The following is a 24947-nucleotide window of genomic DNA, read 5'->3' as shown; positions in this document are numbered from 1 at the left end:
GTTTCTCTTAATTATGCGCCAATCTGCAAAAGTAACCAAGAACCAGAACGAGCCGCTAATGATGCCTGGCAATCTGGCGGAGTCACTTCAACTTGCCCGCTCTGCCGCTGCTCATGTGTCCACATTGTGGATGTTGCAAACATCAGATAAAGACAGGCAGGAGCATCATCCGCGACCATAGCTTAATCATGTAATAAAACAAAATAGTTATGCAAAAAGCCCCGGTTGTTTGACAATCCGGGGCTTTTTGCTGTTATGTTTCAGCATTTCATCTTCACGGAGGCAGGTCGCGAAATCAATTCAAAATGTATGGATTGTTATAAAAGGCACTCCTTGGGGTAATAACAAAACGAGGCACAAAAGACGTGCCAAAGGATAGAATCAATCTCTCTAGGTTTAATCACATTCGAATACGGAAAGGAGACCATAGATCATGAGTAAAGTTGCTTTTTTGCTTGCAAATGAGTTTGAGGATTCAGAAATGAAGGTTCCGTACGATGAGGTGAAGAAGGCTGGACATGAGGTACACATTATCGGGCTAAAAGCCGGTGAAACGCTTCAAGGCAAGGGAGGTAAGGCTTCCTACACGACGGACAAAGCGATCTCAGAGGTTCATGCGTCAGATTATGATGCTGTCGTTATTCCGGGTGGGTCGTCGCCGGAAAATTTGCGAACAGACGCAAATATATTGAAGTTTGTTACGGACATTAATGCTGCGAACAAACCAATCGCTGCGATCTGCCACGGTCCACAAATTTTGGCTAGCGCAGATTTGCTCAAGGGACGCACAATTACATCCTATCCCCCGTTGAAAGATGACATGGTCAATGCAGGAGCCGACTTCAAGGATCATGAAGCGGTTGTGGACGGGAACTATATTACATCCCGTACACCTGAAGATGAACCAGCATTTGTTCGGGAATTAATGAAAGTAATATGATCATAAAAGGGTAAATTAAATTGGATAATGGCATTCTAATGATATATTTTATTCCATAAAGGAGGGTTTGACATGGCAAAACATATTCAGGCGTATTTTCGAACCGAGGACGAGGCAGAGGGTGCAAGAACTTCACTATTGACGTTCCATACCGAGCAGCTTGAAGTAGGTCAACTGGATGCTGCCATTGGCAGGGATACACGAGTTATGGTTCCACTAGTTCCTTATAATACGGCTGGTGGTGTAGGCACGAACGGTGCTATGGGTGTAGGGGCAGCTCCTGGGGTTCCAGCTAGCGAAAATGTAATTCCAGTTGTCACTGATGTCAATCGTGACACTGAACGCGATCCCCGCAACAGAGTGAACGAGGACGGAGATATGCTGGATGCCTCAGATGTGACTTCGGCCGATTATAGTGACCTGCATTATGTTCTGTCTGCCAAAGTAAGAGATGAGGATTATGATGCGATTGTTCATAAGCTTCGCTCTAACCATGCCTATGTGGAAGAACTCGATTAAATCAATAGATATTAAGCTAGCCCTTACGTTGCCCGGTCTTCAATTGCCGGGAAGACGTAAGGGCTTTTAATTATATGCGAAGATTTGTTGCATACTCCAAATGTGCTGGCGAAAAAGAAAAGATGTTGTGGGAAAAACAAATATTAAAGCGCTATCATTTTTGTAATATTCCTGTAATATTAGTAACACAAGCCTTTAACAATGTGCGTTTATAATAACAGACATGACCCCCTTTTTTTATATATCCTTTGAACCTGCACACCGTGTGCAGGTTATTTTTTTCTGTTTTTTTTCTATCTTAGGATGTTAGCCCTTGACTTTAGTACTGCGGTTCATTACAATCAGAAAATAATACGTTGACTGTAGTCAACAAAAGTCGTTTTTTTGAAACATATGACTGATTTGATGACGGGACCAAGTACTCCGTACCCACATGACCAGAGAGGAATCCCCAAGGCTGTAAGGATTCTCTTGATGAGCGGACGAATGACTTCCCCGAGAACAGACGGCGAACAAGGCAGAGAGAATCTGCGGATCTTAGTAGCCGGCCTGCGCATGACGTGCGTTAAACGTAGAGCGGAAGAGCTGTTGATCTGGATGTAGCATTGAAAACATCCTGATGTAATAGCAATAACCTGAACGGCTACAGGCTCAGGCTTCCGGAATGTGGGTGGTACCACGGGTGAATGTATATACAATCTCTCGTCCCTTTGTTTGCTTTTGATAAGCACACAGGGCGAGGGATTTTTTTGTTTTCAAGTTAAGATATGAGATTTACACGAAGAACGGAGAGGACAGAAAAAACCTGGAAAAGCGAAGCGTTCGCCTTTATCACCGAATTTTAACATTTTAAAGTTTTATTCAAAAAAATTTGGGGATAACAGCGATTGAAAGGTTATTCTGTCCGCGTAGTGGGACTCGTGGAATATCTTAACGTTTACAGAGAAAATCAATGCTGGAGGGATACAGATGGGTTTTCAGAAACCGACAGGAACACAGGATTTGCTGCCTGGTGTAGTGGAGAAGTGGCAGTATGTAGAAGAAAAAGCACGGGATCTGTGTCGACGTTTTAATTATCGCGAGATTCGCACGCCGATCTTTGAGCAAACGTCTTTGTTTGTACGCGGCGTAGGAGAAACGACAGATATCGTTGAGAAAGAAATGTATACCTTTGATGACAAGGGCAACCGTAGTATGACACTTCGTCCGGAAGGAACAGCTGGCGTAGTTCGTGCTTACGTAGAAAATAAGCTATATGGCGAACCGGATGTGAGCAAGCTGTATTATATCGGTCCGATGTTCAGGTATGAGCGTCCGCAGGCTGGTCGTCAGCGTCAGTTCCACCAGTTCGGTGTAGAAGCTCTTGGTGCAGTTGATCCGGCAATTGATGCTGAAGTTATTGCACTTGGTTATCAATTGTGTGTGGAGCTTGGCCTAAAGGATGTCAAAGTGGAAATCAACTCGGTGGGGAATGCAACTAGTCGGGCGGAATACCGCGAGACACTGCTGGGTTTCCTTAGACCAATGAAAGATACACTTTGCAAAGACTGCCAATCCCGGATGGAGCGTAACCCGTTACGTGTACTGGATTGTAAGGTGGATCAGGATAAATTCGTTGGGGCTCCGTCCATCTTGGACAGCCTGGATGAAGAATCATTGAGTCATTTTGCTAAACTACAAGCGTACCTGGACGATTTCGGCGTAGACTACGCGGTGAACAACCGTCTGGTGAGAGGGCTGGATTATTACACCCTGACTGCATTTGAGCTAAAAGCACAAGGCATTGGAGCCATTGATACCGTTGGTGGGGGCGGCAGATATAACGGTCTGGTTGGCGATATTGGCGGACCGGATCAGCCGGGCATCGGCTTTGGTATTGGTCTGGAGCGTATTCAGCTCATTCTGGAGCACCAGAATATTGAAGTAACAACACTGGCTCCGCTCGACGTATATTTCGTCGCTCTTGGTGAGTCAGCGGATCGTGAGGTCAATCGACTGTTGTTCAAGTTACGTCAATCCGGCTTATCTGGTGAGCGTGATTATCTGGGCCGTAAGATGAAAGCACAGATGAAATCGGCTGACCGTTTCAAAGCTCGCTATACGGCGATCCTTGGGGATGACGAACTGGAGCGTGGCGAGATATCACTCAAAGCGATGGATACAGGTGAGCAGCAGACCGTGAAACTGGATGATCTGGTTGCTACGGTACGCGGAAATAATTAAGAACCTACCATGGAATGACAATTGTAGAATCGGCAAGTGGCTATGGTGAAAGGATTCCGGTTGTACGGATGGTAATCTCCAGAGACAGGATGCCTTTCGAATAATAAATCTTCACGTAACCGGATTGTGGGTGGCATGCTATAAGCTTGTCTTACACAGAACGGAAATTTAACATAAGAGGAGTTTGGTTATGAAAAGAAGTCATCATTGCGGCGCATTAACAAACGCACATATCGGTGAAACAGTAACATTGAACGGCTGGGTACAGACCCGCCGTGACCTGGGGGGCGTACTCTTCATCGATCTGCGCGACCGCAGCGGAATTGTACAAGTTGTGTTTAACCCGGCATATTCCGGTGAAGCATTGCAAATCGCAGATCGTGTACGCAGTGAATATGTCATTGCGGTAACAGGTAAAGTGGTTAAACGTGATGCAGAGACCGTAAACAAAAACTTGCCAACAGGCGAGATCGAAGTTCAAATTACCGAAATCGAAGTGTTGAATGCAGCCAAAACACCTCCATTCTTCATCGAAGATGGCGTTGAGGTAGATGAATCCCTGCGTTTGAAATATCGTTACCTGGACCTGCGTCGTCCAGAAATGTTCGAAACCTTAAAACTGCGTTCCAAAGCGTCTAAAGTGTTCCGTGATTACCTGGACGGAGAAGAGTTCGTTGAGGTAGAAACACCAATCTTGACCAAGAGCTCGCCGGAAGGTGCGCGTGACTATCTCGTACCAAGCCGTGTGCATGAAGGTGAATTTTTCGCTCTTCCACAATCCCCACAAATCTACAAACAATTGTTGATGGTTGGTGGACTTGAGCGTTACTACCAAATCGCACGTTGTTTCCGTGATGAGGACTTGCGTGCAGACCGTCAACCGGAATTCACTCAAGTCGACATCGAGACGTCCTTCTTGCAACAAGATGACCTGTTGCCGATGATGGAAGAATTGATGGCGAAATTGCTTCGTGAAACAAAAGGTATTGAGCTGGAGCTGCCTTTCCAACGGATTACGTATGCTGATGCGATGGGTAAATACGGTTCAGACAAACCGGATCTGCGTTTTGGCATGGAACTGGTGGAAATGAACGATATCGTAGCAAACAGCGGTGTGAAAGTATTTGCTTCCGTCATTGAGAAAGGCGGCGAAGTGAAAGTACTGAACGCCAAAGGCTGTGGTACATGGAGCCGTAAAGAGATCGACGATCTCGGACCGTTCGCTGCCCGTTACGGTGCCAAAGGTCTGGCGTGGATTCAAGTGAAAGACGGCGAGTTCAAAGGGCCAATTGTGAAGTTCTTTACGCCAGAAGAGATTGAAGCTGTTAAAGAACGTACAGGCGCCGAAGAAGGCGACTTGTTGCTCTTCTCCGCTGACACGAAAAAAGTGGTTGCTGATGTTCTCGGTGCTCTGCGTCTGAAAATCGGACGTCAACTCGGTCTGATCGATGACAGCAAATTCAAGTTTGCTTGGGTTGTGGACTTCCCGCTGCTCGGCTATGATGAAGAAGCGAAACGTTATGTGGCGGAACACCATCCGTTCACACGTCCAAAAGACGAAGATGTACATCTATTCGACACAGATCCGGGTGCAATCCGCGCTCAAGCCTATGACCTTGTACTGAACGGTTATGAAGTTGGTGGCGGTTCGATGCGTATCTACAAACGTGATGTACAAGAAAAAATGTTTGCTGCGCTCGGACTTACGCCAGAAGTGGCTAATGATAAATTCGGTTATTTGCTCGAAGCATTCGAATATGGTACACCACCACATGGCGGTATCGCCTTTGGTCTGGACCGTCTCGTGATGTTGCTGGCAGGACGCACAAATCTGCGTGAAACCATTGCTTTCCCGAAAACGGCAAGTGCAACTGATCTGTTGATGAATGCACCATCCGAAGTGGATGGATCTCAACTCGAACAACTTCACATCCGTGTAGCCCGTAAACCTGTCGCGGAAAAGAAATAAAGGAGGCATCGATTTTCAATGCTCCATCAATTTTCAAGAACAGAGCTTGCGATCGGACCTGAAGGTCTGAATACGCTCAGAAATAGCACGGTAGCCGTACTTGGCATCGGCGGTGTGGGCGGGATTGCTGTAGAAGCACTTGCCCGCAGCGGCGTTGGCCGGATCATCCTGATTGACAAAGATGTAGTGGATATCACTAACATCAACCGGCAAATTCATGCACTTACCACGACAGTAGGTCAGAAAAAAGCCGACTTGATGGTAGAACGTGTGAAATTGATCAATCCGGAATGTGACGCCATTGCGCTGAACATGTTTTATACGGAAGAAACGTATGAGGAATTGTTCAAGTACGATCTGGATTATGTACTGGATGCTTCCGATACGATTATCTACAAAATACATCTCATTAAAGAGTGTCTTAAACGCAAAATTCCGATCATCTCCAGCATGGGCGCTGCGAATAAAATGGACCCGACGAAATTCCAGGTTGCGGATATTTCGAAAACGTCCATGGACCCGATTGCCCGTGTAGTGCGCACCAAGTTGCGCAAAGACGGCATCAAAAAGGGCGTGAAGGTAGTATTCTCCACCGAGGAGCCATTGAAGCCACGTGCAGACGTGACGCAAAAGATCGTTCCAGAGAATGCGCCGGAGATTCGCAAAGCGAAACAGCCGCCGGCAAGTAACGCTTTTGTCCCGCCGGTAGCTGGTCTGATTATGGTCAGTGTTGCCGTGAAAGACTTGCTTGAAAAAGCAGAGAAGTCAGAGGCATAAGCCGAAACAACAGATCAAATTAAGCCACATCGTATACAGATACACAAATAAAGCGCGGGTGCTATGAGCACCTGCGTTTTTTGGTGCCGATATGTCAGGATTACGTCATGTACTTCACTTTGAAAACGGTGTATGATATGTTTTGCTGCGCGAAATGATGATATATACATAATGTTTTGCGGCCAGAGAGGGGAAACAGAACAAATGAAACACGGGTGGTTGTCCAGACAACTGGGCATGGAACCAGAAGATCAGTGGAAGAAGGAAATTGTGGCTGGCGCCATATCCTATTTTGCGGTCGTTTATATTGTGATGGTGAATGCCAAGATTCTTTCCGATGCGGGGATGCCGTTGCAGGCGGCCATGGTAGGTACATTGCTCACATCCATTGTAGGATGTTTACTGATGGCTTTTGGGGGTAAATCACCGATTGTTGTAGTGCCCGGCATGGGAATTAACGCATTTTTCACATACACGCTTGTGCACTCGATGAAACTGACTTGGCAGGAAGCACTGGCTGTAGTGGCTGTAACTGGTGCTTTATTTGCTGTCGTTGCCTTTACGTCGTTATATAAAATGATCAGCGAAGCGATTCCAAAAAATCTGCAGCATGGCATCACGGTTGGAATTGGATTGTTTCTAACCTTTATCGGATTGCAAAAGAGCAGCATTGTGATTTCTCATCAGACAACCTTTGTTGCCATCGGGCACTTCAATGATCCCAATGTCATTACGGCATGTGTAACACTTGTGCTCGCCGTTATTTTATTTATTCGAAATGTGCAAGGCGGTTTGCTCATCAGCATTTTAATTGGGACAGGACTTGCTTATGTGCTCGGAGCGGTACATCCCGGTGAAGCGGTATCTGCCATGGAAGCACTGCGGCAATATGGCGGTCTGTTTGGTGAATTATCTCTGATGAAACTGGCGGATATTGCATTCTGGATTGCTGTTTTTCTACTGTTATTAATAGTTGTGTTTGAAAATATCGGGCTCATCACCGCGCAAACGAATATGATTGGTCGTCCGGAACGTTTCAAGGGCAGTCTGCGTGCACTGTCGGTTAGCACGGTGCTGGCTGGTATCTTGGGTAGCAGTCCGCCGGTAGCGGCAGCGGAGACTACAGCGGGCATCGCGGCAGGTGGCCGTACGGGTTTGACTCCGCTGGTAACAGCTGTGCTGTTCGGCGCGACCTTTTTCTTCATTCCGCTGCTCGGGTATATTCCCGACAGTGCGATTGCCCCTATTTTGATCATCATCGGTGGTTTGATGGTACAGGGTGTCAGAGATATGGATTTCAGCGATTTTACCGAAGCATTTCCGGCGTTTCTGATCATGGTCATGATTCCTTTTACATATAGCATTGTGGATGGAATGGCCTTTGGCTTTATCGCGTATCCGCTGGCCAAACTGGCCGCTGGAAAAGGAAAAGAAGTGCCTGTCGTTATGTATGGCATTTCGATTCTGTTCCTGGCGAACTTTGTATTGCATGGTATTTTGTAAAACAAAAAGTGATGAGATAGAGAACGGGAGGAAGATGGATGGAAGAACAGGGAATGCAAGAACAGCAACAGCAACACTCGGAGTCGAATAAACCGAAAGTCGGAACAAAAGGATTCAAGGATTTTGTTAGACTGATCGCTTCCACAAATCCACCAAAATTGATCCTGACCGTCGCCCTCATCTTGACATTGATTCAAACGACGGCTGGACTCATCGTTCCTTTAATGACCAAAGGTCTCATTGACGGACTGACCACATCAGCTCTAAATAAATCCGTTATATTTCTGCTACTCGGGGCGTTTGTGATCCAAGCCATTGCTTCAGGAATTAGCATCTATATGTTGAATTATGCCGGGCAACGTGTCGTGGCGACGCTCCGCACCAAGCTGTGGAACAAGGTACTGTCCCTCCGTATGCCATACTTCGACCGCAATCGTACGGGGGATACAATGAGCCGCATCACCAATGACACCAGTCAGATTATGACATTAATTGCGGATTATCTCGTATCATTTGTTTCTAACATCGTTGCGGTAATCGGTGGGGTGGCACTGCTCTTTTATCTGGACTGGGTAATGTCACTCATCATTCTGAGCTTGGTACCGCTGACCATGCTGATCTTGTTGCCAGTCGGCAGAAAAATGTACAAAATCTCCAAAAAACAGCAGGATGAGATGGCTGGACTGACGTCGGTGCTCAGTCAGGTGATTAGTGAAATTCGTTTGGTCAAAGCGTACGGAACCGAGAAGCAGGAATCGGAGGCGGGAGATTCCCGCATTCGTAAAATGTTCGCTTTTGGATTACAGGAAGCACGCATTCTGGCGTTGATCGGGCCTTTGTTTACTTTTGTTATGACGGCTGTGCTCGTCGTTATTCTTGGTGTCGGAGGGATGCGGGTTGCTTCGGGGATATTGTCGCCGGGGGAACTGGTTGCGTTCATTCTGCTACTTTTCCAAGTTATAATGCCTATGGGGCAGTTCACAACGCTGTATTCACGTTTGCAAAAAGTCGTAGGTGCTACCGAACGCATCCAGGCGATTCTTGCGGATGAGGAAGAACCGGATCATAACACAAAGCTGGCTCCCCAAGGCAATGAAACAATTGCGTTTCACGATGTGCATTTCTCTTATGTTACAGGCGAAGAAGTGTTGCATGGCATTAATCTAACGGTGCCGACTCGCAAAGTAACAGCCATTGTGGGTCCGAGCGGAAGTGGTAAGTCTACGTTGTTCTCCTTACTGGAGCAGTTTTACTTGCCTGATTCGGGTCACATTTCGTATGGGGGAGAAGAGATCACAACGTATTCACTCGCTTCCTGGCGTAGCAAAATTGGTTATGTATCACAAGAAAGCCCACTGATGGCAGGTACGATTAAAGACAATATCACGTATGGTCTCAATCGTGAAGTGACGATGGAGGAGATCAGAAGAGCCGCGGAGATGGCCTATTCGGCTGACTTTATCGACAAACTGCCACAAGGCTTTGACACTGAAGTGGGTGAACGCGGAATGAAGTTATCGGGGGGCCAGCGTCAACGGATCGCCATAGCCCGTGCGTTGTTGCGTAGCCCGGATATTCTGATGCTGGATGAAGCCACCTCCAGTCTGGACAGTACATCCGAATACGAAGTTCAACAGGCGTTATCCAATCTGATGGAGGGTAGAACCACCATTGTCATTGCACATCGATTGTCCACTGTAGTGGATTCAGATCAGATTGTAGTATTAGAACATGGTCATGTGACTGGAACGGGAACTCACGCAGAATTAATCAACACACATCCCGTTTATCGTGAACTGGCGCAAAAACAGTTTGTGGCACAGGATGGAGAAGGTAGTACAAGCAGCAATGGGGAAATACAAAACAAAGAGTAGCGCTCGACAAATAAAGGGATGAGGAATGAAGGATTTCTGCGATACCTGTGAAGGTACCATTCAGCAGAGTCCTTCTTTTTTTGGCAAGGACTTCATGGTTTGATTTGTTCATATGGAAAATGGATATGGCTTTCAGTTGCCCTTTGTGATATATTGGGTATCCTTTTGTATTGCGCGATCTACAGCGATGCAGAGCAAACATATATTCTTAGGAGGTAACTGAAACATGTCAGACAGCTTTCAAAGTGCCTATCAAGAAGAAGAGTACAGGTTAGCGCGAACGATGGAAGAAGTGGATCGTCAGCTTACACGGCTGCGGAACTTTCCGGTGTACACCGGCCACGATTTCACGGAACAAGTGCTGGAAGCCGGACGTGAAGAACGCCGGAATGCCTTGTCCAAGAGCGCGCAACAACCCTATTTCGGACGCTTGGATTTCGAAGAGCAGGGCAGTGGTGAACGGAAACCGCTGTATATTGGCAAAATCGGCGTAGACCGCGAAGAGATCGGTGAGCATCCGCTTGTCATCGATTGGCGCGCTCCTGTCGCGAGCCTGTTTTACTCTTTTACCGGAGGGGAAGCCTCCGCAACGTATGAAGCCCCTGAAGGGCTGATTGAAGGTTTGGTGTATTTGAAACGAAATGTCGTGATTCGTCAGCGCATACTGGAACGTGTGGCAGATACGTATAACCGGGACAGTGACCAGCCGGCCGTATCCGATGAATTCCTCGTGTACCGCCTTGGTGAAAACAAGGACAATAAGCTGCGGGACATCGTATCCACGATCCAGGCTGAGCAAGATCAGATCATTCGGGCGGCGAGAAACACCGCATTGATCATTCAGGGGGTCGCCGGATCAGGGAAAACCACAGTGGCCCTGCATCGCCTTGCTTTTTTGCTGTACCAGTACAAGGAGCAGGTGTCGGCGGAGAAAATGGTTATTTTTGCACCCAACCATATGTTTCTGGATTACATCTCCGATGTATTGCCAGAGCTTGGTGTAGGGGATATTCAGCAGCAAACCTTTCCCGATTGGGCGATGAATCTGCTAGGGCTGGATATGCCGCTTGCAGATGCGTCAGAGACGTTGCAGACGTGGTTCGAAACCCCTGCTACTCGGCCTGAACTGAATGATGATGTCCCTGGACGTTACAAAGGCTCAATTCGTTTCATGGAACTGATCCGGGAGTGGTTGTCTGGGATGGAAGAAGCATCTGTGCCGGATGGTGATTTCAGTCCATGGGACGGTGCGGTGCTCAGTAAACAGGAAATCGATAGCTGGTTTGGGACGGAGTACAAATATTATCCGCTGGCCAAACGCAAAGAAAGGGTCATGGCACGGGTTCACCGCTGGATCGAGATGGAATTGAAAAAGCCCATGCCAGAAACGGTACGTAAAGAACGTAAGAAAAAGGCAGCAACCCGGGAGAAATCCTATGCCAAAAAGTGGCCTGAGTACAATCCGCTGACGTTGTATAAACAACTGTTCAAGGCGGCAAAAGGCGGGTCTGTGCCTGCTGAGCTAAGTAGCTTGATACCCAAAGCGATCATGAAACAAACCGGTGCAGACCTGAAACAAGATGTCATTCGGGAAGAGGATCTTCCGGCACTGGTTTATATCCATACGTTGGTGCATGACATTGAAGGAGCGGAGCGTTTTGACCACGTTGTCATTGACGAAGCCCAGGATTTCTCGCCATTTCATGTTGCGCTGCTGGATCAGTTTGTGAAAGGACATTCTTTTACTATTCTGGGAGACTTGTCTCAAGGTATTCATGAGTACCGTGGTGTTCATGCTTGGGAAGAGATGAGTTCACTGTTTCCAGAGGAACAGAATGCGTATTTTGCCTTAACCCGGAGCTATCGTTCCACGATGGAAATTATTGATTATGCCAATACCATCCTGGAGCAAGGCGTGAAGAGTGGGATTACGGCGATTCCCGTGTTCCGGAGCGGTGATCCGGTGCGTACGCTTGCATACGGGAGTGAAGGACGGACGGGGAGTTTAGAGCGGGCGCTGAAGATGCTTACCGCGAAAGATTATCGGACGGTGTCCATCCTCACGCGAACATTGCATGAAGCCGAGGAGCTTCACCGTGAGTTGCAGGCAACGGGCTGGGATTTGAACCTGATCGATGGCGGCAAAAAGCAGTACAGCGGCGGACATTCCATTTTGCCAGTGTATCTGTCCAAAGGGCTTGAATTCGATGCGGCTATCGTGGCTGATGTTGATCAGCAGCACTATTTGCCTGGCGCCGGTGATGCGAAGCTGCTCTATGTCGGCTGTACACGGGCTCTGCACGAATTGTGGTTATTCCACAATGGCAGCATGCCGGCGTATGCCGCGGCAACGCATAATCCCGAAGGTGAACAGGTTACGATTCAAGGCTGGCCTGGGATGTGAATTTGATTGATTAGAAGATTTACTGTTTTATATTGAGTATTCTTAAAATGAATAAAGTTACACTGAGAGCAATAATTGTAAAGAACCACTTTATATTAGGTGGTTCTTTATTTTGTGCACAGATTGAAATGAATGTTTATCTGGAAATTGTCTAGAATAACTATAATTTAAATGGTAAAATCTCTATTATAAGATGAAAAATTGGGAGATGTACTTGCTATGGAAAAAATTAAAAAGATTACATTAGATGATGGCATACTTGAAATCAAACAAGTCTGTGATGAAATGTTATACTTGAATAAAAAATCTCCTTTCTTCTTTATGGTGGGAGCTGGGATATCTTATCCTAGTGCACCTTTGGCTAGAGATATCATAACTCATTGTAAAGAACATGCATTGAAGTATAATAGAGCACATGCAATGAGTGAATCCACTGTACAGGATGCATATTCTGATTGGTTTGAACTAGCCTACCCTAATAGATTTCAGAGACAGAATTACATTAAGAGTATTCTTCATAATCAACCGATTAATCTAGCTAATATCAAGTTAGCTCATCTACTCTCTCAAAAAGTGGTAACAAATATGGTTATAACTACCAATTTCGATGATTTCTTGTCTAGATCTTTAAATATGTTTGGTATACAACATATTGTTTCAGATCATCCGCATACAGTAGAAAAAATAGATTCTGAAAACAATGAAATTCAAATTGTTCATATTCATGGTACATACTGGTTTTATGATTGTTGTAATTTAAGCGGAGAAATAATTGAGAGGGCAGAACGTCAATTAAATACTAATCGTACTATGTCATTCTTTATAGATTCATTGCTCTATAGACGTATTCCGATAGTTATTGGATACAGTGGATGGGAAAAGGATGTTTTTATGCAGGCTTTAGAAAGGAGACTCGAAAGCCCTCTGCCCTTCAATTTATATTGGTTCTGCTATTCTGAAAATGATATAGAATCATTGCCAAGGTGGCTTCGAGAGAATAGTGATGTTAAATTTGTTGTTCCTAGCTCTAACAATGAACAACGACATGAGGAAGATTTAGATCAAATCTTACTTGGAGTTAAAGATGTGGAAAAAGATAATAGCGTTCTCGAAGCTAAAGAAGTTTTTGAACAATTCATTAATAAATTTAATATTGAATCTCCAGAAATTACAAGAGATCCAATTGGATTCTACGTGAAAACAATAAATAATTCTATAGCCAGCGATAATTTGAGTAGAGATGAAGAGGGGCAATACTTTTTCAAAGAAGTCATTGATAGGCTACTACGGGCTAAGGAGAGCAAAGAATACACCACTAATTTATTTTTAGAAGAGCTAAAAGAACTTTTAAAGAAATCCCAGTATGAGGAAGTAATCAACAAAGTTCAAAAGAATTATAATTACTCAATATTTAATTTTCAAGAGCATACGGAATTGTTAGATGTTATCTTATCTGCTTCTGATAAGATATACGATAATTTTAGAGGGTACGATTTAATAGTGAAAATTTCTATGCAATTACTTGAAAAGAACATTAAAAGTGCAGATATATACGAAATTAATAAAGTAATTTGTGAAGCATTAGTGGGTAAAGCGGATGTATTGCGAGATCAGGGTCTTTTTAGTGAAGCTTTAAGGGTGTATGATGAAGTGATTTCAAATTTCACAGGCAAGAGATACGTCTACTATATAGTGTACTCATTATTTCATAAAGCTCTTACTTATGAAGCCTTGCAAAATTTAGAGGAGGCAATTCAAAACCAAGATTATATAATTCATAAATATTCAAATATTAAGGTACAGAAGGTTAGAAATATCTTAGCATCCTCATACTTAAAGAAAGCAATGTATTTATTTCAAAACAATAACCTATCCGAATCTATAAAAGTTTTAGATGAATTCAAACTTAAATATTCCAATGATAATGATTCCAAAATGCAATATTTACTTTGCCTTTCATTATTTTTTAAATCAATGTTCTATAACTCAAATAACTTATTAGATAAAGAACTAGAGGTTTACGACGAATTGTTAGATTTATTTGGTGAGAGTGAAGAATATAAGATTAAAGAAACAGTAGCTAGATCACTTAAAAATAAGGGTGAGACATTAACAAAACTTCAGCGACATAATGATGTGTTAGATACACTTGATGAAATCACCAAGAGGTATACCGATGAAGAAGAATCAACATTAAAAGAAATTGCAGCAAACGCAATGATGAGTAAAGGACGTTATTTGGACAATATAGGGAATCGGACTGAAGCGATTAAAATGTATGAAAGAATTAACAAGTACTATAGCCAGTTAGAACAGATATCAGATACTGAGCAACTTCAGAAAGCTGAGTCATATGTCGCTATGGGGCGTTTCAAAGAAGCATTGACTGTATACGATGATATTATATCTACCATAGTTAAGCCTGATATTTCTAATATTGATTTGTTAGGAAAATCTTATTTAGGGAAAATATTCGCTTTAGGACAAGAAAAAGAATATGAATTATCTAATCAAGTTATTGATACCTTCATTGACAAAGTAAAGAGAACTAAAGAATTACAAGTGAAAAGATATGTAGCATTCGCATTATTCAACAAAGGGCTTAACTTAAATAACTTAGAGGAACACTCAAAAGCGATGGAGGTTTTTAAAGAAGTTATCAGGAAATTTAGAAATCTCAGTAAAAATGATGTGGTTTTGAACGAATTAATCCAATCCAGTTATTATGAAAAAGCTATAACTCTAGGGATAGTAGGGGAAACGAATAGAGCGGTTAAAGAACTAAATTCTCTGTATGTTAATTTAAAAGATGAGACAGAACATGATTTAAAAATCTTAGCAAGAAAATCTTTACTAGGAAAGGCAATGGGATTATGTGATATAAAGAAATATCAGGAGTCACTTATAACACTTGAATTAGTAAAGACAACATATTACATTACTACAGATGTAGATGACATGTCCTTTGAATACATATACAGGATGTATAAAAGCGAATGCTTAAAGGGGCTAGGTAATTTAAAAGAAGCATTAGAAGTGTTCCTGGATATTAAACAAGTTTTAGAAAAATTGAGCGAAAATCATAGTGAACATTTCCTTGGGGAGATTAACTCTATAGGTTTTGAAGCTTATATTGAAAAACAGTATGAATTAAGTAAAGAAGCATTTTTGTTAGCATTTAAATGTGGGGGGACAATTTCAGGATCAAATCTATCCTTTATGCTTAGAAGAGGTGAAATTTCCGATAAGGATATACCAAGTCAGGAAGAATTATTAGCACCATCATTGAAAAAAGATGAACCTTTTGCTATTATTAATAACTTATTGTTAAATATCTATATAATAAAACAAGAAGAATGTATTAAATTACTTAATAAAATCAACGATTTTACCCGAGTTCTTGACTGGTGGAGTCAGTTAGCCTTGAAAGGCGACCCAGAGGGACATTTGGTCATTGGTCTATTGACTAGAGGTAATTTCGTTTCTGATCCAAATGGTATGTCGTATTACGAGAGATTTAAGAATGTACAATTATCAGGCATGGAAATTCCATCATGGCTAAAAGAATAGTTTTCAAGATTATTTTTCTCTAATCTCACTAATAATCAAAAGTAAAGGAATAATTTACTTTTGATTATTTTTTATCCATTTATCTGAAGAATGCTGGTTCACCAGATAGATCCCTACCCCGATGAGTACGCCTCCAGCCCCGACAAACCATTGAACCTCCTCACCTAACAAAACCCAGCTTGAAAGCACACCGAAGAACGGTGCGAGAAACAGGTAACTGCTGGTCTGGGCGGGATCACTGTGCTGTAATAGATAAAACCAGAGGGAAAACTGCATGATGGAACAAATCAGCGTTAGATATAACAACGATAAGAGGGAGACTGGAGTTATTGTAAAATGAGGCTGCTCCGTCCATACACTTAGCAGAAGCAATGCTACACCTCCGGCGAGCATCTGATAAGCCGTAAGCACGAACGTATCATATCCACCACCCCAGCGCTTAATCAGCAGTGTGGATACGGCAAACAACATCGCTCCGCCAAATCCGATCCAGGTTCCGGGGGTGAAACTCATATGCCATCCAAAGGTAAGCAAAATGCCGACAAACCCAACAATTACGCCAATCCACTGGCTTAATCGATATCTCAGGTTATATAGTAACGCACTGAGAACAATGACGATCAATGGATTCGTAAATGTAATAATGGCCGATTCACCGGATGAAATCCAGTTCATGCTGTAATAGGCGCAACCCATCACCCCGGCGGATTGAAACAAACCGATGAGCATGATTTTACCCCAAGATCGCCATCCCCTCGGTAAGGGGTGCTTACGCAGGGCCAGTGCCATCAAACCCCCAGCAAGGATGTACCGCAAGCCCATCAATAGAAAAGGTGGTGCGTAACTGAGTCCTATTTTACCTACAGGAAAAGAAGTTCCCATAATGAGCGTTGTCACGATAATCAATACGACGTATTTGACTGGTTTTAAGGAAGCTGGTACGCGTTTCGCTCTAGCCGGATTATGAATTGTTGCGCTCATAATGTCTGTCCTCCATCGACAGTAATAAGTTGTCCTGTCATGGACCGCTGTTCAAGAGCAGCGCAGACCATGTGGGCGATGTCCTCTGGCTGAGCGATTTGCTGTAGTAACAATTGTCCACCGAGTTGGTGCATTCGTTCCTCATTGCCAGCCCACCAACGTGTGGAGACAGCTCCAGGAATGATGGCATTTACACGTATGAGCGGGGAGAGTGCATGGGCTAGAGATAAAGTCAGACCATGTACTGCTGCTTTGGATACGGCGTATGGAAGAGATGAACCCGAACCGGTGCTGCCGGCAATACTGCCCATATTTACAATGGCACCTCCACCGGCCTGCTTCATTCCTTCGGTTACGGCACGAGCACAATGAAACATACCTTTCACATTCACATCCATCAGTTCGTTCCAGATATCATCTGTGACAGCTTCCAGATCGCTGAGGGGGATATGATGGGTCATGCCCGCATTATTTACAAGGTCGGTGATGGGGCCATAGATTTCGGTTACTTTTGCGACCATTTGGCGAACCTCTTTATCATTTGCAATATTCCCCTGAATGGAAAATGCTTGCCCGCCTTGATTCAGGATATGCTGAACGGTTTCTTCTGCGGCCTGCTGTGATCGAGAATAGTTCAATGCGACCCGTGCACCGCGTTCAGCCAGCAAGGTACTGACCGCGCGGCCTATACCTGTTCCTCCGCCTGTAATTAAAACCACTCTATTGGTCCAGTATGTCATTTCGAACACTCCTTCTTTTGTTTTCAACCATTGAATTACGAACAACAGATGAATATGTCATCATTGTAGTACGCTCTGGCAAGAGAGTATAATGATTACAAATGAACTGGATATCATTTTGAATGATGTCAGAGCGGAGGCATGATGGAGAGCGGGGATCTTCGAATATTTCAATGTGTTGCACAGGAAGGAAATCTGACCAGAGCTGCAGCCAAGCTGGGGTACGTTCAATCCAACGTTACGGCACGCATCAGGCATCTGGAAGCTGAAGTAGGCACACCTTTATTTATCCGTCACAATCGGGGAATGACTTTGTCTCCAGCGGGAGAGACGTTATTAACTTACGCTGATAAAATCATTGGTCTGTTGAATGATGCATCCAAAGCGCTCCAGGCTACCAATACACCGTCTGGCCCTTTGCAAATTGGTTCCATACAGACAGCCGCGGCGGTAAGGTTGCCACGTCTTCTTGCAACATATTACAGCCAGTACCCGGAAGTTTCACTAGCGCTGGCTACAGGTCATTCACAAATGCTTATTGACCAGGTTATCGGGTATGAAATGGAAGGCGCATTTGTTGGTTGTTCTTGTGACCATCCTGATATTAAATCTGTGGATGTATTTGATGAAGAACTTTTTGTTATATCGTCTCCAAGTCTGCCAGAGGAGGAACTGATCCGAAAGCCGATATTGGTTTACAGTATGGGGTGCTCTTACCGTAAAATTTTGGAGGACTGGATGCTTCTGAGTGGTGTTCACAGGCCTGTTATTATGGAATTTGGGACGCTCGAGGCGATTATCAGTGGCGTTGCCTCTGGAATGGGCATCTCTCTATTACCTGAAATCGTCATTCACCAGCAGATCAAAAGTGGTTTGCTGCGTAAATATGCTCTTCCGGTTGGCATGAACCGTATGATGACAAGATTTATTACTCGTAAGGATGCGTTTGTCAGCAGTGCGCTTGGGGCATTTATGGCGATGCTTCCGCAGGAATGATATGATAGCGAGTGGAGATTCATTTTAACATTTTGATCACGTTAATAACTGAATATCAGATTGGCAATCCGTTAAGGAAGTGATAAAACCATGGATTTATTTTCGTTTCAACAGGATACACAACCACAGGCCAGATTGCTTGCAGACCGCATGCGGCCTGAGCATCTGGATGAATATATAGGGCAGGAACATATTATCGGGCCAGGAAAGCTGCTACGCCGAGCCATTGAAGCTGATCAGATTTCATCCATCCTGTTGTACGGGCCTCCGGGATGTGGCAAGACAACACTTGCTCACATCATCTCTCAGCACACTCAAGGACAATTCGTGCGACTGAATGCTGTGGATGCCTCTGTGAAGGATGTACGAGAAGTCATTGAGCAGGCGCAGACGAATAAACAACTGTATGGAACCAAAACGATTCTTTTCCTCGATGAGGTACATCGTTTTAACAGTTCACGCCAAGATGCACTGCTACCAGCGGTGGAGAAGGGCACGATCATTTTTATCGGGGCAACGACGGAAAACCCCTTCCATTATGTAAACGGAGCCTTGATGAGTCGATCCACCCTTTTTCAACTGGAATCCTTAAATAAGGAGCATTCCCTGATTGCGATGCGCAGAGCGCTAAGCGATGCGGATAAAGGCCTTGGGTTTATGGAACTGAAAGCCGATGATGAAGCACTGGCACACATTGCTACGATGGCGAATGGTGATATTCGCCGTGCCCTGAATGCTCTGGAGCTTGCCGCGCTAACGACACCGCCTGAGCAGGATGGAACGGTTCACATCACGCTGGCTGTCGCGGAAGAGTCGATCCGTCGTCCCATTGTCAAGGCAGACGAGTCCACGCAGTATGACGTATTATCCGCTTTTCACAAAAGCATTCGTGGTTCGAGTGATGCGGCACTGTTCTGGTTTCTGTATGCCGTGGAGAAACTGGGCATGGACCCCATGACGTTCATCCGTCGTCTGATTGCCGCGAGCAGTGAGGACATTGGACTGGCAAATCCGCAGGCGATGACCCAAGCCATTGGGGCGCTTGATGCGTACCGAAATAACGGCTGGCCGGAGGCCAAGCTAAATATTGCGCAAGCCATATTGTTTGCGGTGGAAAGTCCGAAGTCCAATGCAGTATATACTGCGATATCCAAAGCGATGAGCGCCATTGATGAGGTGAAGTCGGCCGAAGTACCGCTGCATTTGAGGGATACCCATTACTCAGGTGCTGCCAAGCTGGGACATGAAGGATACCAGTATCCTCATAACTACCCGGGACATTATGTGAAACAGGAGTATCTGCCAAAACAGCTGTCTCGAAGAGTATTTTACGAGGCGACAGAGCAGGGGAATGAGTCGAAGATCAGGCTGAACCAACAGCGGCGCAGGGAGCTGTAGAGATGAAAGAGTTAGCATATATCGGAGCCGGCGGGTTTCTAGGCACATTAACCAGGTACACCATTCAACTGATGCTCCCCTCGGCCAATACAGGTTTTCCATGGGCAGTGCTGTTGATCAATGCGATCGGCAGCCTGTTTTTGGGCTTTTTTTTTACTATCGCTATTCCTGAGAAAATAACACCACAGCTTCGCCTCGCCATTGGCACAGGTTTTACTGGAGCCTTCACGACCTTTTCCACATTCACACTGGACTTCGTTCGTTTAACGGAGGGTGGAGAATGGTTGAAAGCAGCGGCTTATCTCCTTTTGAGTGTTGTGGCAGGACTGGTGCTCTGCGCCCTTGGGATCAAGCTGGGCAATCGAATGTTAAGTGTCTCCCCCAAAGAGGGTGATGGCCTATGATCATCTGGATAGGATTAGCAGGTGTGTTAGGCGCACTAGTCCGTTATAGTCTAGGAAAGGTTGTCTCCGGCAAACTTGGCACCGCTTTTCCTTGGGCAACGTGGGTAATTAATATCAGCGGTTCTATTATTTTGGGAATGTTGTACGGCGGGCATCAAGCAGGAAGTTTGCCAGACGCAATGTGGGTAGTATGGGGAACTGGCTTCTGCGGAGCGTACACCACGTTCTCTACCTTTGGGTATGAAACATTAACGTTAATGGGGCAACAGCGACAAGCCAGAGCCGTTATTTACGTGGTAAGTTCAGTGGTGGTGGGAATATTAGGTTGTCTGGCAGGAGTTTGGCTCACTGCATAAGTTAAATATTTAAATTTTTTTGCAAAAAAAAGCAGGAAAAAAGCCATCCTTCATGGTATTACATGAAAGACGGCTTTTTTTGTAGGAATACAGGGAATTGACTTCACCACTCTCAAGTGATGAGTAAGTCCTGTTATTGCATCGCTGGTACAGGGACTTTCTGTACCTGATCAATCGTACCACCGCCAAGGCAAACCTCTCCGTCGTAGAAAACAACGGCTTGTCCTGGCGTGATCGCTTTTTGCTGTTGATCAAACTGTACATCCACACTGCCGTCCTTTTGCCAAGTCAATGTAACGCCTTGGTCCGGTTGACGATAACGGAACTTGGCTGTGCAGCGGAAAGGCACATTCGGTGTGCGCTCTGCACCTGCAATCCAGTTTACGCCTGTAGCCGTCAGACCTGTAGAGTACAAGCTGGCATGAGCGTCGCCCTGCACTACGAGCAATTGATTTTTCTCCAGGTTTTTATCAGCGACAAACCAAGGCTCGCCGTTGCCGGAACCGCCAATGCCAAGTCCTTGACGTTGACCCAGCGTGTAGTACATCAGACCGTCGTGACGGCCTTTGACTTCACCCGTTACGATATCAACCATGTCTCCGCCTTTGGCTGGCAGATAGTTGCTCAGGAACTCCTTGAAATTACGTTCGCCGATAAAGCATACACCTGTGCTATCTTTTTTCTTGGCTGTGTACAGACCGGCAGCTTCAGCAATTTTGCGCACTTCCGGTTTAGGCAGGTGACCAATCGGGAACATGGCTTTGGAGAGCTGCTTTTGATTAAGAGCATTCAGGAAGTAAGTCTGATCTTTGTTGTTGTCCACACCGCGCAACAATTTGAACGTGCCGTCCTCTTCAATGAGGCGCGCATAATGGCCAGTAGCTACATAATCTGCGCCGAGATCCAGCGCTTTGTTCAGGAACTCACCGAATTTAATCTCACGATTACACATGACATCCGGGTTCGGCGTACGACCCGACTTATATTCATCAAGGAAATAGGTAAATACTTTATCAAAGTATTCTTTCTCGAAGTTGACAGTGTAGTACGGAATGCCGATCTGTTCGCACACCCGGCGCACATCCTCTGAATCTTCTTCAGCGGTGCAATGGCCGAACTCGTCCGTATCATCCCAGTTTTTCATGAAAATGCCGATGACATCGTAACCTTGCTCTTTCAGAAGCAATGCGGTAACCGATGAATCCACACCTCCGGACATGCCAACGACGACCCGTGTATTTTCATTTGCTTTGGACATCGTTATCACCATTTCTATATATAAATGTGTTTCGTTACTATTCTAGCATAACCCGACCGAACTTACGATACACCCGGCCAACTTTGGATAGTGTCCACTCCAGACGCACATTTTGCAATATCGTCAATCTTTCTTTTCCATAACGCATGCAGATATGTTAACATTACTTGAGGGTTATGATCGGAATACGGAGGATTAGATGTATTTTTTTGAAAATTGAAAGAGGTGACTCCTTTGAAAATATCGACAAAAGGCCGTTACGGCCTCACAATCATGATGGAGCTGGCCGCAAGAACCGGCGAAGGTCCAACATCTTTGAAGAGCATTGCTGAGCGCAACCAGCTCTCTGAACATTATTTGGAGCAACTGATTGCGCCACTGCGTAATGCTGGCCTTGTTAAGAGTATCCGCGGTGCATATGGCGGTTACATTCTGGCAGGTGATCCTGCAACGGTAACTGCAGGGGATGTCATTCGTGTACTGGAGGGGCCGATCTCGCCAGTAGACTTTACGGAAGAAGATGACCCGGCTAAGCGTGATTTGTGGCTGCGCATCCGTGATAGCATTGCAGAAGTGCTGGATTCAACAACATTGAAAGACTTGATTACTTTTGAGGATCAGGAAAAGAAAGATTCGTACATGTTTTATATTTAGTTTCCATTTTGTGTTTCAATCAACGCCAGCAAAAAACAACTTTACTGTTGATAGCAGTGAGGTTGTTTTTTTGTTCCGACTCCCGATTTTGATCAACATCTGATTGGGATGCACCAATGTAGGCTGCTCCCTATATATTGTTGTAAAAAGGAGTTGACGGATGATGTTTAATTATGTTCCGACTTATTATTATCCAACTTTTCGAAAAACGGATTCCTTGCAGTGCACAACAGCTAGCGTAGATTTGAACAGGAAACTCAGATCACTATGGGAACAGCATGTGTTCTGGACGAGATTAACCGTGAATAGTATCGTTGATGGACTTGGTGACGTTCAACCTACAACCGCAAGACTGTTAAGAAATCCAAGTGATTTTGCTCAGGTACTTGCACCGATCTATGGGACTGCTATTGCCGGTCAATTTGAAAAACTGCTTAGAGAACATTTAACGATTGCCGCAGAACTTGTTACTGACTTGAAGTCAGGCAATAGTACAGCAGCAGCAGATGCCGAGAAACGTTGGTATGCCAATGCTGATGAAATTGCTACTTTTTTGGCGCAAATTAATCCATATTGGTCAAAAGTGGAATGGCAAAGGATGATGTATGAGCATCTACGTCTTCTTACGGAAGAGGTCGGCAGTCGCATTGCGAAAGATTACGTAAGGAATGTTGAATTAAGTGATTCTATTGAGCCACAGGCTTTGGGGATGGCTGATATGATGACAAGTGGAATTGTCCAACAATTTCCTTCTGTATTTCAATATTAACAAGACACATAGAACGTACAGGATCATCACCAATTCTGCGTGTGACTCATAACATTCATGAATGAAAATAGGTTACTTTCGTTGAAAAAAAGTGGTAGAATATAATATGCGCTCACGAAAGAATAGCGGCAATTAAATCTAAAGATGCGCTACATTTAGGAAGAAATTAAGAAATGAAGTTGATCATCTAGAAGATAACATAGAAGCCCCCATAATGGGGGCTTTAGCCATGCCAACAGAGATCAAAGCCTGCCTGTACCAGTGCTAAGATCATAAAAACGAAATCCAATAACTAACGGGGTGATATCGATGAATCGTATATATTTAGATCACGCCGCATCGACACCTATGCATCCACGCGTCGCAGAAGCGATGATGAATGTGATGACGGGGCAATATGGTAATCCATCCAGCATTCATGCCTTTGGACGTGAAGCCAAACGCACGGTCAGTGGAGCAAGAGACAGTATCGCGGCATCTTTGGGATGTAAACCGGACGAGCTTGTATTTACAGGTGGCGGGACAGAGAGCGACAATCTGGCGATTTTTGGGGCGGTTGCTGCCAGAGCAGATCAAGGCAAACATGTGATTACGACGGAGATTGAACATCATGCTGTACTGCACTCATGTCAAGAACTTGAGCGGCAGGGATACGATGTGACCTATCTGTCTGTGGACGAGTCTGGGCGCATCAAGCTGGAGGAACTGCGTGAAGCCATCAGACCTGACACCGTGCTGATCACAATGATGTATGCCAACAACGAAGTAGGCACGATTCAGCCGATTCGTGAGGTTGGTGAACTCGCGCGTCAGCATGATATTTTATTTCATACAGATGCGGTTCAAGCACTGGGCAGCCAGCCGATTTCTTGTAGAGACTTGCCTGTAGATCTGATTAGCTTCTCTGCGCACAAGATTAACGGACCGCAGGGTGTGGGTGCGCTGTATGTTAGACGTGGTGTAACATTGGAAGCCAGATCACATGGTGGCTTACAGGAACGACAACGTCGTGCAGGTACAGAGAACATTGCGGGGATTGCAGGTTTTGCAGAGGCGTTAAAGATCATTACCGAGAATGCAGAGGAGCACCTGCAGCATGCACTGGAATTAAAAAAAATATTGCTTGATCAGTTTTCCATTCATGTAGGGACAGAACATTTTCATGTCAACGGACATCATGATTATACGCTTCCCAATATTCTCAATATCAGCTTCCCCGAGGTATCTACTGAAACGATGCTGATGAATCTGGATATGGAGGGCATCGCTGTAGCAAGTGGTTCAGCTTGTACTTCTGGTTCCCTGGAAGTATCCCACGTACTCAAAGCGATGAACTTGCCAGAAGCATTTTTACAGTCTGCGATTCGATTTAGCTGGGGTTTGGGTAATACTACAAAAGAAATCATCACAACCGCCGAAAAAATTGGAACCATTCTTCAACGGCTACGTAATAAACCTTAAGGGGTTCTTTACACATGGAACAGAAGGAGGGAAGGAGTTCCATTTTCATCGGTTGAATAGTAGCGGTTTGATGATCGGCGTCTGATTGCCACTCATCAACTTTGGGCATACCTAGCAATAGCGCCGCGCCTATACAATGTGAAGAAGATGA

The 24947-nt window shown here is 44.8% G+C and carries 20 protein-coding genes; 17 read left to right on the top strand and 3 right to left on the bottom strand.

What is annotated here, in order from left to right:
- Positions 1-13 precede the first annotated feature (13 nt).
- From MKY23_RS21910 to MKY23_RS21865, 10 genes are all read left to right on the top strand, one after another.
- Positions 14-181 (top strand): hypothetical protein, encoded by a 168-nt coding sequence (locus tag MKY23_RS21910; RefSeq protein WP_167375617.1) that lies wholly within the window; start codon positions 14-16, stop codon positions 179-181.
- A 252-nt stretch (positions 182-433) separates the two neighbouring features.
- Positions 434-940 (top strand): type 1 glutamine amidotransferase domain-containing protein, encoded by a 507-nt coding sequence (locus MKY23_RS21905; RefSeq protein ID WP_339832212.1) that lies wholly within the window; start codon positions 434-436, stop codon positions 938-940.
- Positions 941-1012: 72 nt separating this feature from the next.
- Entirely contained in the window at positions 1013-1459 is a 447-nt protein-coding gene (locus tag MKY23_RS21900; protein ID WP_090915576.1) for a hypothetical protein, read from the top strand.
- Positions 1460-2428: 969 nt separating this feature from the next.
- A complete protein-coding gene (gene hisS, locus MKY23_RS21895) occupies positions 2429-3682 on the top strand; it encodes a histidine--tRNA ligase (protein WP_154887502.1) in 1254 nt (417 codons plus the stop codon).
- A 190-nt stretch (positions 3683-3872) separates the two neighbouring features.
- Complete coding sequence (gene aspS, locus MKY23_RS21890) at positions 3873-5651, top strand: aspartate--tRNA ligase (RefSeq protein WP_154983393.1); 1779 nt, start codon at positions 3873-3875, stop codon at positions 5649-5651.
- Between the two features lie 18 nt (positions 5652-5669).
- On the top strand, positions 5670-6428 hold the full coding sequence (locus tag MKY23_RS21885) for a tRNA threonylcarbamoyladenosine dehydratase (RefSeq protein ID WP_090915572.1): 759 nt from the start codon (positions 5670-5672) through the stop codon (positions 6426-6428).
- A 204-nt stretch (positions 6429-6632) separates the two neighbouring features.
- The gene (locus MKY23_RS21880) at positions 6633-7931 is read left to right on the top strand and encodes an NCS2 family permease (RefSeq protein WP_339832209.1); all 1299 of its coding nucleotides are present in this window, start codon (positions 6633-6635) and stop codon (positions 7929-7931) included.
- Positions 7932-7969: 38 nt separating this feature from the next.
- Positions 7970-9805 (top strand): ABC transporter ATP-binding protein, encoded by a 1836-nt coding sequence (locus MKY23_RS21875; RefSeq protein ID WP_090915568.1) that lies wholly within the window; start codon positions 7970-7972, stop codon positions 9803-9805.
- Between the two features lie 226 nt (positions 9806-10031).
- The gene (locus MKY23_RS21870) at positions 10032-12209 is read left to right on the top strand and encodes a UvrD-helicase domain-containing protein (RefSeq protein ID WP_339832206.1); all 2178 of its coding nucleotides are present in this window, start codon (positions 10032-10034) and stop codon (positions 12207-12209) included.
- 219 nt (positions 12210-12428) lie between these two features.
- Positions 12429-15779, top strand: a complete 3351-nt coding sequence (locus MKY23_RS21865; protein WP_339832204.1) for an SIR2 family protein — start codon at positions 12429-12431, stop codon at positions 15777-15779.
- Between the two features lie 54 nt (positions 15780-15833).
- On the opposite strand, the gene MKY23_RS21860 is transcribed toward MKY23_RS21865, so the two are convergent.
- Complete coding sequence (locus tag MKY23_RS21860) at positions 15834-16760, bottom strand: EamA family transporter (RefSeq protein ID WP_339832202.1); 927 nt, start codon at positions 16758-16760, stop codon at positions 15834-15836.
- A complete protein-coding gene (locus tag MKY23_RS21855) occupies positions 16757-17500 on the bottom strand; it encodes an SDR family oxidoreductase (RefSeq protein WP_339832200.1) in 744 nt (247 codons plus the stop codon). The genes MKY23_RS21860 and MKY23_RS21855 overlap by 4 nt, the downstream gene beginning before the upstream one ends.
- A 144-nt stretch (positions 17501-17644) precedes the next feature.
- Here MKY23_RS21855 and MKY23_RS21850 point away from each other — a divergent pair, with 144 nt between their 5' ends.
- The 4 genes from MKY23_RS21850 to crcB (MKY23_RS21835) all read left to right on the top strand — a co-directional run bounded on the left by MKY23_RS21850 (position 17645) and on the right by crcB (MKY23_RS21835) (position 20654).
- Complete coding sequence (locus tag MKY23_RS21850; RefSeq protein ID WP_339839624.1) at positions 17645-18496, top strand: LysR family transcriptional regulator; 852 nt, start codon at positions 17645-17647, stop codon at positions 18494-18496.
- A gap of 90 nt (positions 18497-18586) precedes the next feature.
- A complete protein-coding gene (locus tag MKY23_RS21845) occupies positions 18587-19894 on the top strand; it encodes a replication-associated recombination protein A (protein WP_090915558.1) in 1308 nt (435 codons plus the stop codon).
- A 2-nt stretch (positions 19895-19896) separates the two neighbouring features.
- Positions 19897-20298, top strand: coding sequence for a fluoride efflux transporter CrcB (gene crcB, locus MKY23_RS21840; protein ID WP_090915556.1), 402 nt, complete (start codon positions 19897-19899; stop codon positions 20296-20298).
- Positions 20295-20654, top strand: a complete 360-nt coding sequence (gene crcB, locus MKY23_RS21835; RefSeq protein WP_090915554.1) for a fluoride efflux transporter CrcB — start codon at positions 20295-20297, stop codon at positions 20652-20654. Before crcB (MKY23_RS21840) ends, crcB (MKY23_RS21835) begins: the two co-directional genes overlap by 4 nt.
- A gap of 133 nt (positions 20655-20787) precedes the next feature.
- On the opposite strand, the gene mnmA is transcribed toward crcB (MKY23_RS21835), so the two are convergent.
- The gene (gene mnmA / locus MKY23_RS21830) at positions 20788-21912 is read right to left on the bottom strand and encodes a tRNA 2-thiouridine(34) synthase MnmA (RefSeq protein ID WP_154887523.1); all 1125 of its coding nucleotides are present in this window, start codon (positions 21910-21912) and stop codon (positions 20788-20790) included.
- 234 nt (positions 21913-22146) lie between these two features.
- On the opposite strand from mnmA, the gene MKY23_RS21825 reads away from it, so the two are divergent.
- The 3 genes from MKY23_RS21825 (at position 22147) to MKY23_RS21815 (ending at position 24796) form a co-directional block, all read left to right on the top strand.
- Positions 22147-22566, top strand: coding sequence for an Rrf2 family transcriptional regulator (locus MKY23_RS21825; RefSeq protein WP_056701259.1), 420 nt, complete (start codon positions 22147-22149; stop codon positions 22564-22566).
- Positions 22567-22726: 160 nt separating this feature from the next.
- Positions 22727-23335, top strand: a complete 609-nt coding sequence (locus MKY23_RS21820; RefSeq protein WP_339832189.1) for an acetylglutamate kinase — start codon at positions 22727-22729, stop codon at positions 23333-23335.
- A gap of 309 nt (positions 23336-23644) precedes the next feature.
- Positions 23645-24796: a cysteine desulfurase family protein gene (locus MKY23_RS21815; RefSeq protein WP_339832186.1), complete on the top strand. Its 1152-nt coding sequence runs from the start codon at positions 23645-23647 to the stop codon at positions 24794-24796.
- Positions 24797-24947 lie beyond the last annotated feature (151 nt).

Source organism: Paenibacillus sp. FSL R7-0272, from assembly GCF_037969905.1.
Lineage (GTDB): Bacteria > Bacillota > Bacilli > Paenibacillales > Paenibacillaceae > Paenibacillus > Paenibacillus polysaccharolyticus.
This window is presented reverse-complemented; position numbering and strand designations above follow the sequence as displayed.

Bases quoted from the DNA above. Each gene is read 5' to 3' on its own strand.
- MKY23_RS21910 (WP_167375617.1), top strand. From the start codon at position 14: ATGCGCCAATCTGCAAAAGTAACCAAGAACCAGAACGAGCCGCTAATG.
- MKY23_RS21905 (WP_339832212.1), top strand. From the start codon at position 434: ATGAGTAAAGTTGCTTTTTTGCTTGCAAATGAGTTTGAGGATTCAGAA.
- MKY23_RS21900 (WP_090915576.1), top strand. From the start codon at position 1,013: ATGGCAAAACATATTCAGGCGTATTTTCGAACCGAGGACGAGGCAGAG.
- hisS (WP_154887502.1), top strand. From the start codon at position 2,429: ATGGGTTTTCAGAAACCGACAGGAACACAGGATTTGCTGCCTGGTGTA.
- aspS (WP_154983393.1), top strand. From the start codon at position 3,873: ATGAAAAGAAGTCATCATTGCGGCGCATTAACAAACGCACATATCGGT.
- MKY23_RS21885 (WP_090915572.1), top strand. From the start codon at position 5,670: ATGCTCCATCAATTTTCAAGAACAGAGCTTGCGATCGGACCTGAAGGT.
- MKY23_RS21880 (WP_339832209.1), top strand. From the start codon at position 6,633: ATGAAACACGGGTGGTTGTCCAGACAACTGGGCATGGAACCAGAAGAT.
- MKY23_RS21875 (WP_090915568.1), top strand. From the start codon at position 7,970: ATGGAAGAACAGGGAATGCAAGAACAGCAACAGCAACACTCGGAGTCG.
- MKY23_RS21870 (WP_339832206.1), top strand. From the start codon at position 10,032: ATGTCAGACAGCTTTCAAAGTGCCTATCAAGAAGAAGAGTACAGGTTA.
- MKY23_RS21865 (WP_339832204.1), top strand. From the start codon at position 12,429: ATGGAAAAAATTAAAAAGATTACATTAGATGATGGCATACTTGAAATC.
- MKY23_RS21860 (WP_339832202.1), bottom strand. From the start codon at position 16,760: ATGAGCGCAACAATTCATAATCCGGCTAGAGCGAAACGCGTACCAGCT.
- MKY23_RS21855 (WP_339832200.1), bottom strand. From the start codon at position 17,500: ATGACATACTGGACCAATAGAGTGGTTTTAATTACAGGCGGAGGAACA.
- MKY23_RS21850 (WP_339839624.1), top strand. From the start codon at position 17,645: ATGGAGAGCGGGGATCTTCGAATATTTCAATGTGTTGCACAGGAAGGA.
- MKY23_RS21845 (WP_090915558.1), top strand. From the start codon at position 18,587: ATGGATTTATTTTCGTTTCAACAGGATACACAACCACAGGCCAGATTG.
- crcB (WP_090915556.1), top strand. From the start codon at position 19,897: ATGAAAGAGTTAGCATATATCGGAGCCGGCGGGTTTCTAGGCACATTA.
- crcB (WP_090915554.1), top strand. From the start codon at position 20,295: ATGATCATCTGGATAGGATTAGCAGGTGTGTTAGGCGCACTAGTCCGT.
- mnmA (WP_154887523.1), bottom strand. From the start codon at position 21,912: ATGTCCAAAGCAAATGAAAATACACGGGTCGTCGTTGGCATGTCCGGA.
- MKY23_RS21820 (WP_339832189.1), top strand. From the start codon at position 22,727: ATGATGTTTAATTATGTTCCGACTTATTATTATCCAACTTTTCGAAAA.
- MKY23_RS21815 (WP_339832186.1), top strand. From the start codon at position 23,645: ATGAATCGTATATATTTAGATCACGCCGCATCGACACCTATGCATCCA.